Here is an 8,762-nt window from a genome sequence, read left to right on the forward strand (position 1 = left end):
TTGCCAACAATAACGAATTTTTACGTCTAATTCTCCCTCATCCGGTAAAGTTAATTTGAGATGTACCCGCGCAAAATCTAAAATAGAAGTACCGATAAAACCGCCGTCACTTTCTGCCACATTTAACCAACATATACCCCCCGGATAGGCTTTTTCCCGCCATTGTTGCCAGCCAAACTGTCTGGCTAGTTCGGTTTTACCTATGCCTCCCATTCCCGTTAAGGTAGATATAGCAAGCTTTTGGGATTGTTGTAATTGCTTTTTTAAGTCAATTAATTCCTGATCCCTACCAACAAATCTAGGGATATTACTATTAGATAAATTGTGAGGATGTTGTTTAACCTGTTCCTGAACAGGCGGCTGCAGTCAGATTTTATTGATGTTTATAGTTTCTGCTTGATAAACTTCACGAATCTCACCCTGATTCTGTAAATTTTGACCTCCCGAATTAGCCTGGTTCATACTACTATTATCCTGAATTTTCAAGGATTGAATTTCTGTTGCTAAACCCTTGACTTTTTCGGCGAAATCTGCTTCATCATTCATGGCAACCTTTAAATAATCTGCTACTTTTTCTAGATCAGTTTTTGACCCTTTTTCAGCAGCTTGTAAAGCTTTTTCAGCCTTAGGATTAGCTTTAAGTTTATTCCAGATGATTTGCCGCAAAGTATTAATTTTTTCTAGAGCAGCTTCGGTAAATTTTTCTACAGTAGTCTGAAATACCAAAGCAACAATTGTCGCCACTGTTATCGGTTCCATAGATAAAATCGGGGTGATGAGGGTTAACTTATTTATCTGGTTTTTGGGGGGTTAAGTTGCCAACAATTAAACAACTCTTACCCCCATCATAGAACTTGTAATTTCATTTAGGCGGGTACTTCAATTTTACCCTGTCCGGCTAATCCAAAAGCGGCATGAACCACTTGTAGGGCCCTGACTCCATCTTCCTGATTCACCACACAACTGATTTTTATATCAGAAGTAGCAATCATCAAAATATTAATTTTCTCCTTTGCTAAAGCTTCAAAAAAGCGTGCTGCTACCCCCGGTTGTCCTTCCATTCCTGAACCAACAATGCTCACTTTGGCCACATCATTATTAACCACCACTTCCTGTAAACCCAAACTTTCCGATAGTTCTAAGAGGATTTTTTGGGCTAAATTAGCATCAGCTTGGGGCAAAGTAAAAGCGATATCCCGTCGGGGAATACCATCGACAATGCGACAGCGTTGGGATTGAATAATCATATCAACACTGACATTTTTTGCCGCTAAAACCGAGAAAATTCTCGCCGCCATCCCCGGGCGATCGGGGACGTTACGAATGGCCATTTGTGCCTGATTATTATCTAGGGCCACTCCCCTGACTGGGACTAAATTTTTAGGGATTTCGCGATTAGCAACTTTAGCAGAATACTCCACTTGAAAAGCATCACAAAGGACTTTAATTGCTTTTTCTCCGTCCGCTTCATCGATGACACAACTGACTTTTACTTCAGAAGTGGAGATCATTTCGATATTAATTGCCGCTGCGGCCAAAGTGCTAAATATTTGGGCAGCAATTCCCGGTCGGCCGATCATACCCGCGCCGGTAATGGCGATTTTAGCGGCCCCGGATTCGATAATCACTTCCGCTTCCTCTGTATTAGTCGGATGGGAACGTAAAACCGGTGCGATCGCTTCGGCCACGGATTGGGCTTTTTTCAAGGCATTTCCCATCACCGTAAAGGCGATATCGTTGCTGTCCCCCTCGTGAATCGATTGAATAATTAAATCCACGTCCACCTGTTGATGAGCGATTTCCCCGAATAAACGGGCAGCGATACCGGGACGGTCAGGAACCCGTAAAAGGGAGATTTTCGCCTGATTGCCCTCAAATTCCACCGCATCCACTGCTTTTGTCAATTCCAATCCTTGCAGGGTGCGCGGTTTCGGTGCCGGGGATGTCACCCAAGTACCCGGATCCTCTGTCCAACTGGAGCGGACAACCAAGGGAACCCCGAAGTTTTTAGCGATTTCCACCGCTCGCGGGTGGAGAACTTTCGCCCCTAAACTGGCTAATTCGAGCATCTCATCGCAGGTGATTTGGTCTAAAAGACGCGCTTCGGGGACTAAACGGGGGTCAGTGGTGAGAATACCGGGTACATCGGTGTAAATTTCGCAAAAATCGGCTTTTAAGGCGGCTGCTAGGGCCACGGCCGAGGTATCGGAACCACCGCGCCCTAGGGTGGTAATCTCTAGTTGATCACTATCGCTGACACCTTGAAAACCGGCGACCACAACTACTTTACCTTCCGATAGATGACGGGAAAGGCGATCGGTTTTAATTTCTAAGATGCGGGCGCGACTATGTTCGGATTCCGTGACAATTCCCACTTGAGCGCCGGTTAGGGAGATGGCCGGTTGTCCGATTTCCTCTAGGGCCATACTCATCAAGGCGATTGTTACCTGTTCCCCCGTGGATAATAACATATCCATCTCCCGGCGCGAGGGTTCGGCGGCGATTTGTTTGGCTAAATTGACCAATCCATCGGTGGTTTTACCCATGGCAGAAACGACCACCACCACGGTATTTCCTGCTATTACCGTATTTTTGACCCGTTGAGCGACCGATTGAATGCGTTCCACGGAACCTACCGATGTACCACCGTATTTTTGGACAATTACAGCCATAGTTGTCAGCGCTAGAGACTTTCTATCTTTGTTCAATCTCCAACTTATCAAAATTCCTTAACGATAAGTGGTTTTGGTTAACATTCCTTATGTTTTATCAAATGCCGACTATCTGAATTAATCCTTAAGACTGCACCGGAGAAGGGAGCGCCGGAGCTAGGTTGAGGCAGTCCGAGCATTTGTACTAAAATGTCAATAGGCAGTTTAAATACAGTACATTTATGCTATTAATAATATTTTGGCTCTCTTAGGTTTGGTGGGTATTATGAAAGATATTTTAATGTTAGATACAGTAATAATTATCAATTCTGATCCCCCCGCCTATCGGCACCCCCCTTATCAAGGGGGGCAGGGGGGATCGAATCTTTAAGGGCAGCAAATAAATAATTAGCTAAAGTTACTCCATCTACTCCTAATTCTGTCCTTTCTTTGGCTGCTAAAATGCCAGCTTGAGCGTGTAAATAAGCCGCTAATGCGGTTGCTTCCGGGGCATTATCCGGCATTTGGGTTAAGAATCCGCCGATTAATCCCGTTAAGACATCACCACTACCACCTCGCGCTAAAGCGGAGGTACTTTCGGGGATTATATACATTTTACCTTCCGGGGAGGCGATTATAGTTCTGGCTCCTTTTAATAAGACAATTGCACCACTTTGTTGAGATGCTTCTTGAGTGATATTAATCCTATCTTGAGAACCTGATAAGTTAGGAAATAAGCGTTTAAATTCTCCCCAATGAGGCGTTAAAATTGTCTTATTCTGACGAGATGATAATTTTTTTATACCCAGTTGAGCCAAAATATTTAAAGCATCGGCATCGAGTATAATCGGTTTATCACTATCTAAAACCTGTTCGATAATAGCAGGATTTTCTGTGGTTAATCCAGGACCACAGGCGAGGACATGATAATTATTTAATTCTAGGGGAAGTTCGGCAATAGCTCCCGTGGCAGTTTCGGGACAATCGATAATTAATGCTTCTGGTAAATGACTAATTAATAAAGATTTAAGGGCAGCAGGAACAGCAATAGAAAGCATTCCCACACCACTACCTCGCGCTCCTAATCCGGCGAGAATTGCCCCCCCCGCATAACGACGAGAACCACAGATAATTAATAAATGTCCCTGCTGATATTTATGGGTAAGGAGAGGACGGGGTAAAGGTAAATAAGGGCGAATTAGATCGGGATTAACCCTCAGAATTGGCGGTGAATCTTGTAGAATTGTTTCTAGGTCAAGGGGACTAATTCCTATGTCAATTAACTCCACTTTACCTAGATAAGGTAAGGCCAAATCTTGTAAAAAAGCTCGCTTCCAGAGTCCCAAACAAAAGGTATGAGTGGCTTTAATTGCCGTGCCTAAAACCTCTCCGGTGTCGGTGTGAATTCCCGAAGCAATATCGATACTAATTATCGGTTTTTGCCAACTATTAATTTTATCGACTAATTCGGCAATATCTCCCAATAAAGTCCTTTCTAAACCAAAACCGAAAAGACCATCGATAATTAACTGACAATCCTCTAAAGATTCTAAAGTTTCCTGAAAAATTAAGCCTAAATGCTTGACATAATTAGCCTGTTGTGCTGTTAAATCCTTGAGTTTGGCGATCGGACAAAAAAGAGATACTTGATAACCAGCGAGATGTAATTCCCTAGCAATCACGAGAGCGTCGCCGCCATTGTGACCAGGGCCAACGATAACACCGATTTTGGGAAAATTAGCCAAAGAATAGGACTTTTTAAGCTGTTGTGCCGTTAACAGGGCTGCCTTTTCCATCAAAGCGGCCACAGGCATACCAGAGGCAAAAATTGCCCCTTCAATGCGACGCATCTGCTCGCTATTAACCACGTTGGACCGATAATTGTAGCTCATTCGAGGGATAAATTGCCTGTTAACAGGTCTAGATCACTTTTTTTCGGATTACGTTCACCTGATTATCGATTACAAGCCTGACATCGCTTTATCCAAGTTAATTGCTAACCTTAAAACAGTTAGTAAGCTGTCAAGCATTTAAATTGCTTGTTGAGACGGGGCAAGAGGCAAGAGGCAATAGTAAAGGAATTGGGGGAAATTCAGCTAATCTAAGGATAGGCGGTTAAGATGCGTCTTAGCTTAGTCGCTTAATTAGGGTTTGCGGCAAAAAGTTTTTCGTGGGGGCCGGGTGTGGGGTGTGGGGTGTAGGGTTTTACCCATTTTCAGACGGTCAATTACCTAATTTTCAGGGAAAAAGTCCCAGAATTTTCGCCCCGATCACTCTCAGCTGGCACTTTTTGAGGACAAAAAAGTCTAAAAGTCTTATCCAACAAGGTTTTTAGATTTATTCAGCCAACCCTAATTACTAAATTATTTTATCATAAAAAGAAATCCTCTCTCAGGTAAGAGCGGTAGTATGGCTTACTCGACACAGCAGTTAATTGAAATCCTCGAGCGAGAAATGCACGCCACTTGCAAAGGGGAACGTCTGTTACTCTCCCCGGCGGAGCGCATTGATAATCCGGTGATTGCCAAGGCGATCAATCTAGAAAAGGCGGGCAAAGTCTTCGCCTATCAGGATTTTCGCCGTCAAGTTCACGATTATCAACAACAATATCAGGTTTCGGGCATTATCTGGCGTGTTTGTCAATGGGGCGATCGCACTCTCCGTTATCCCGAAATTCATAATCAATTAGTTGCCGTGGAGGGTGACAAGGAAATTCTCATGGCTGCCAAAGCCTCGGTTTTAGAGTTTTGGAACAGTATCACCCCTAATATGAATTTTTGGTGGGCGCTTAACTCCCGTCGTCCCATTTCTGCCGATTCTCTAGCCGAATTAGTCGCCCAGTCCGAATGGGCGGAATTAGACGTGGCGCGCACAGAATTATATCTCGGTCTCTGTTGGGGTAATCCTTTAGAACACCAGTATCAATGGGCGCAACCCTTTTCCGGTTGTCATCGCATTATCGCCGCCGTCGATGAACCTAGTTCGATTAAGGTCTGAGGGCGATTGATGTCTTGGGGTGTGGGGGTGTGGGGTGTGGGGTGTGGGGTGTGGGGTGTAGGGTGTGGGGTGTAGGGTGTGGGGTGTGGGGAGAATAAAGCTGCCTTCTGCCTTCTGCCTTCTGCCTTCTGCCTTCTGCCTTCTGCCTTCTGCCTTCTGCCTCCTATTGTAAAGTTTTGTTAATTTTTCTGGGATTAGGGCGTTTTGTAAAAATAGATACAGAATTGTATGTTATATATATTAGTGGGTGATTAAAAAAGTTCGAAACACTATTTGCAGCTCGGAGGAAATGATTATGTCCACAGAACAACAAGCTCGCGCCTTAATGATGCGTCACCACCACGCCGTCAAAAATCGTCAACAATCGATGTTAGGGAGAAGTGCTTCTGAAATCGGCATTGACAATGACAATGGCTACGGAGAAACCGTTCAACGTCGCTTCTCGGCCGACTTCTCTTCACAAACTTACGATCGCTCTGGTGCTACTCTGAGTTAGGGTCTGAGATTTCGCCAAAGTATCAGCTTTCAATCTTAGAATTAAGTGAACAATCAGCCCACACAAACCGAGATCGGAAGGTGTGGGCTTTCGGTTTTTAGAGATAGGGGTCAGTCCTGGGCCGATTACGGGGTTTCATCGGGATTTATGCCTAATTGCCGTAATTGCGCCGCTAAACGTTCCGCACGTTGACGTTCGCTTTCAGCCTGTTGATAGGCTGCCTGGGCGCGTTGACGTTCGATTTCAGCGTTCTGACGTTCGATTTCGGCTAATTCCGCGGGTAGAAGGATTAAATTGCCGTCTAGGTCATAAAAACGTAGCCAAGGGGCTTCTTCTCGCTGGATGCTGCCCATCCAGACTCCTAACCATAATCCCAAACGTTGACACCATAACCAACCGCAGTGGTCGGGAATAATTTCTTGATAGCATTGATTTTGGTCTAAAGCCCAACCTTGCAGGGAAGTGGCATCAAAGGGATTATAAACGAAGTATTGGGAACAGCGAAAAGTCCGCTCATACAGGTCTTTTTTGGTAGTTAAATCGATTTTTGCGGTGCTTTCTGACATTAATTCCACGATCACATCGGGATAACGTCCGTTTTCGTTCCAAACCACCCATCCTTGTCGTTTATAACTACCATCGATATCGAGGACAACGAAAAAATCGGGGCCACGAAAATCTTGATTAAAAACCCGCTCACGGCTAAAGTAAATAAACATATTACCGCCAACGAAAAAGTCTTCTCGATCCTGATAGGCTTGTTCGATAGAATCGATTAAGACATTCATAGCCTTGCGGTGACGGTGCGTTTCCAAAGGTTCTCCATCATCAAAAATCAAGTCTTCTGGGGGAATGGGTGGTTCTTGCCAATCGATAACTGGAGGAGTGAGGGGTTGAGTCATCGGGGTTACGTCCGGGATAGAGATGGTTTTATTTTATTTGCAAGACGAGGCGATATTTAGGTTGTCCGGTTCGCAATTTTTCCATGGCTTCATTCACCTGGGAGATAGGATAGGTTTCTGTCACCGGTTCAATGCCATGGCGAGAGGCAAATTCGATCATTTTATTGATGGTACTGGGACTACCCAAAGGACTGCCAGAAATCGATTTTTGACCCATAATCAAGGGAAAAGCATAGGTATTCATGGGTTCAAGAACAGCCCCAACAATATGCAGACGACCTTTGGGACGTAAACAGGCGATATAAAGACCCCAATCGAGATTAACGTTAACGGTAGAGATGATGAAATCAAAGTAATTTTGTACCGATTGCAAAGCTTCGGGGTCTCTGGAATTGATAAAATGAGTCGCGCCTAATTCTTTTGCTTCTGTTTCTTTGTCGGGACTACTGGAAAAAGCGGTTACTTCGCAGCCCCAAGCTTTGAGGAATTTTAAGGCTATATGGCCCAATCCACCAATACCAATGACACCAACTCGCGCCGTGGGTTTAATATCAAATTGGACAATGGGATTAAAGACGGTTATACCACCACAAAAAAGCGGGCCAGCTTTGGCCGCATCTAACTGGTTCCCCAGGGGAACTAACCAACTATGATGGGCCCGGACTTTTTCAGCAAAACCGCCATGGCGACCGACGATAGTTCCTTCGGCAGTAGCACAAAGGTTTTGATCCCCTGACATACAAGTTTCACAGGTCGAACAGGAACGGGAAAACCAACCAAGACCGACTCTTTGCCCTATCTTTAATTCTTTGACTTTAGCACCGAGAGCGGCGATCGTACCGACCACTTCATGACCGGGGACAAAGGGATAGGTGGTCAGTCCCCAATCGTTATCGAGCATACTTAGGTCACTGTGGCAGATGCCGCAATATTCCACCGCGATTTCCACATCTTCATCCCCTAATATACCCGGATCGTAGTCAAAAGGCTCTAGTTTTCCCCCTTTTTCTCGGGCAGCATAGGCTCTAATCATGATTAAGTCCTCTAGAATGGGTTTATTGGTTATCTTATCCTAAATTGCTCTGATACTAAATCCAGTTATTAAAAACTGATTATCTATTCTCTCTTTTGCCTTTTGCCTTTTGCCTCTTGCCTTTTGCCTGTCCTGATATGTAGCCTATACTCAAAGGATTTAGTATGATTATGGCTTGTCCTCAATCCTGTTTAAAAGGTATAGAAGAGTGGGGAGAAGGGGGCGGGTTTTTAAAGTTGCATTGGCAGTTAATCATAGTATTAAAAACGGATTTGATCCTACTAGCGATCGCCAAATAGTCCCAAGCGTGATTTTTTGATGCTACAAAGAATAGGCAGCAGAGGCATCAGCAAAATTACTGGTTTTAGGTTACTCTTGATATATGGTCCAACAAACCGATCTGGGCAGGCTTGCGGACTTTACCAACAAGTTTTGTTAGCCTCGGAGGAAAACTACCAGCTTTCAACCGGGGCAAGATTAGACGAGGTAAAAAGCCCGTTTCTAATTGGGGGATAATTTTTGTAAACGATTGTATCCTATTAACTAAGTACCTAGGCAAAATTAATTACATACTCGCCTCCAAAATTGTCCAGCACTTTTTTAACGTAAGCGAGGAGGCTCTTTCGGTCTTTATAGGCGCTAAATTCAATCCATTCATATTTTAAAAATCTCCATAATATTTC

At 44.3% G+C, this 8,762-nt stretch carries 9 protein-coding genes and 1 pseudogene; 3 read left to right on the forward strand and 7 right to left on the reverse strand.

What is annotated here, in order from left to right; translation table 11 throughout:
- From O9290_RS27395 to O9290_RS27410, 4 genes are all read right to left on the reverse strand, one after another.
- Nucleotides 1-306 (reverse strand): NB-ARC domain-containing protein (locus O9290_RS27395; protein WP_288087738.1); only part of this gene is annotated, 306 nt, incomplete at its 3' end.
- A 60-nt stretch (nt 307-366) separates the two neighbouring features.
- Nucleotides 367-759 (reverse strand): hypothetical protein, encoded by a 393-nt coding sequence (locus tag O9290_RS27400; protein ID WP_288056359.1) that lies wholly within the window; start codon nt 757-759, stop codon nt 367-369.
- 107 nt (nt 760-866) lie between these two features.
- A complete protein-coding gene (locus O9290_RS27405; protein WP_288056362.1) occupies nt 867-2,672 on the reverse strand; it encodes an aspartate kinase in 1,806 nt (601 codons plus the stop codon).
- A 302-nt stretch (nt 2,673-2,974) separates the two neighbouring features.
- Entirely contained in the window at nt 2,975-4,543 is a 1,569-nt protein-coding gene (locus O9290_RS27410; protein ID WP_288057140.1) for an NAD(P)H-hydrate dehydratase, read from the reverse strand.
- Between the two features lie 16 nt (nt 4,544-4,559).
- Between O9290_RS27410 and O9290_RS27415 the strand changes: the two genes are divergently transcribed.
- From O9290_RS27415 to gifA, 3 genes are all read left to right on the forward strand, one after another.
- Nucleotides 4,560-4,685 (forward strand): transposase, encoded by a 126-nt coding sequence (locus O9290_RS27415; RefSeq protein WP_223210322.1) that lies wholly within the window; start codon nt 4,560-4,562, stop codon nt 4,683-4,685.
- Between the two features lie 375 nt (nt 4,686-5,060).
- Nucleotides 5,061-5,648: a hypothetical protein gene (locus O9290_RS27420; RefSeq protein WP_288057142.1), complete on the forward strand. Its 588-nt coding sequence runs from the start codon at nt 5,061-5,063 to the stop codon at nt 5,646-5,648.
- 295 nt (nt 5,649-5,943) lie between these two features.
- Nucleotides 5,944-6,144, forward strand: a complete 201-nt coding sequence (gene gifA / locus O9290_RS27425; RefSeq protein WP_288087736.1) for a glutamine synthetase inactivation factor IF7A — start codon at nt 5,944-5,946, stop codon at nt 6,142-6,144.
- A gap of 125 nt (nt 6,145-6,269) precedes the next feature.
- Here the strand turns inward: gifA and O9290_RS27430 are convergent, their stop codons facing one another.
- From O9290_RS27430 to O9290_RS27440, 3 genes and pseudogenes are all read right to left on the reverse strand, one after another.
- Nucleotides 6,270-7,046 (reverse strand): Uma2 family endonuclease, encoded by a 777-nt coding sequence (locus O9290_RS27430; protein WP_288054671.1) that lies wholly within the window; start codon nt 7,044-7,046, stop codon nt 6,270-6,272.
- Between the two features lie 28 nt (nt 7,047-7,074).
- Nucleotides 7,075-8,079 (reverse strand): NADPH-dependent aldehyde reductase Ahr, encoded by a 1,005-nt coding sequence (ahr, locus tag O9290_RS27435; RefSeq protein WP_002758768.1) that lies wholly within the window; start codon nt 8,077-8,079, stop codon nt 7,075-7,077.
- A gap of 551 nt (nt 8,080-8,630) precedes the next feature.
- A pseudogene (locus O9290_RS27440) lies at nt 8,631-8,762 on the reverse strand (IS630-like element ISMae24 family transposase); the annotation flags it as partial.

The organism is Microcystis sp. LE19-41.2A, from assembly GCF_027530405.1.
In the GTDB taxonomy this organism is placed as follows: Bacteria; Cyanobacteriota; Cyanobacteriia; order Cyanobacteriales; family Microcystaceae; genus Microcystis; species Microcystis aeruginosa.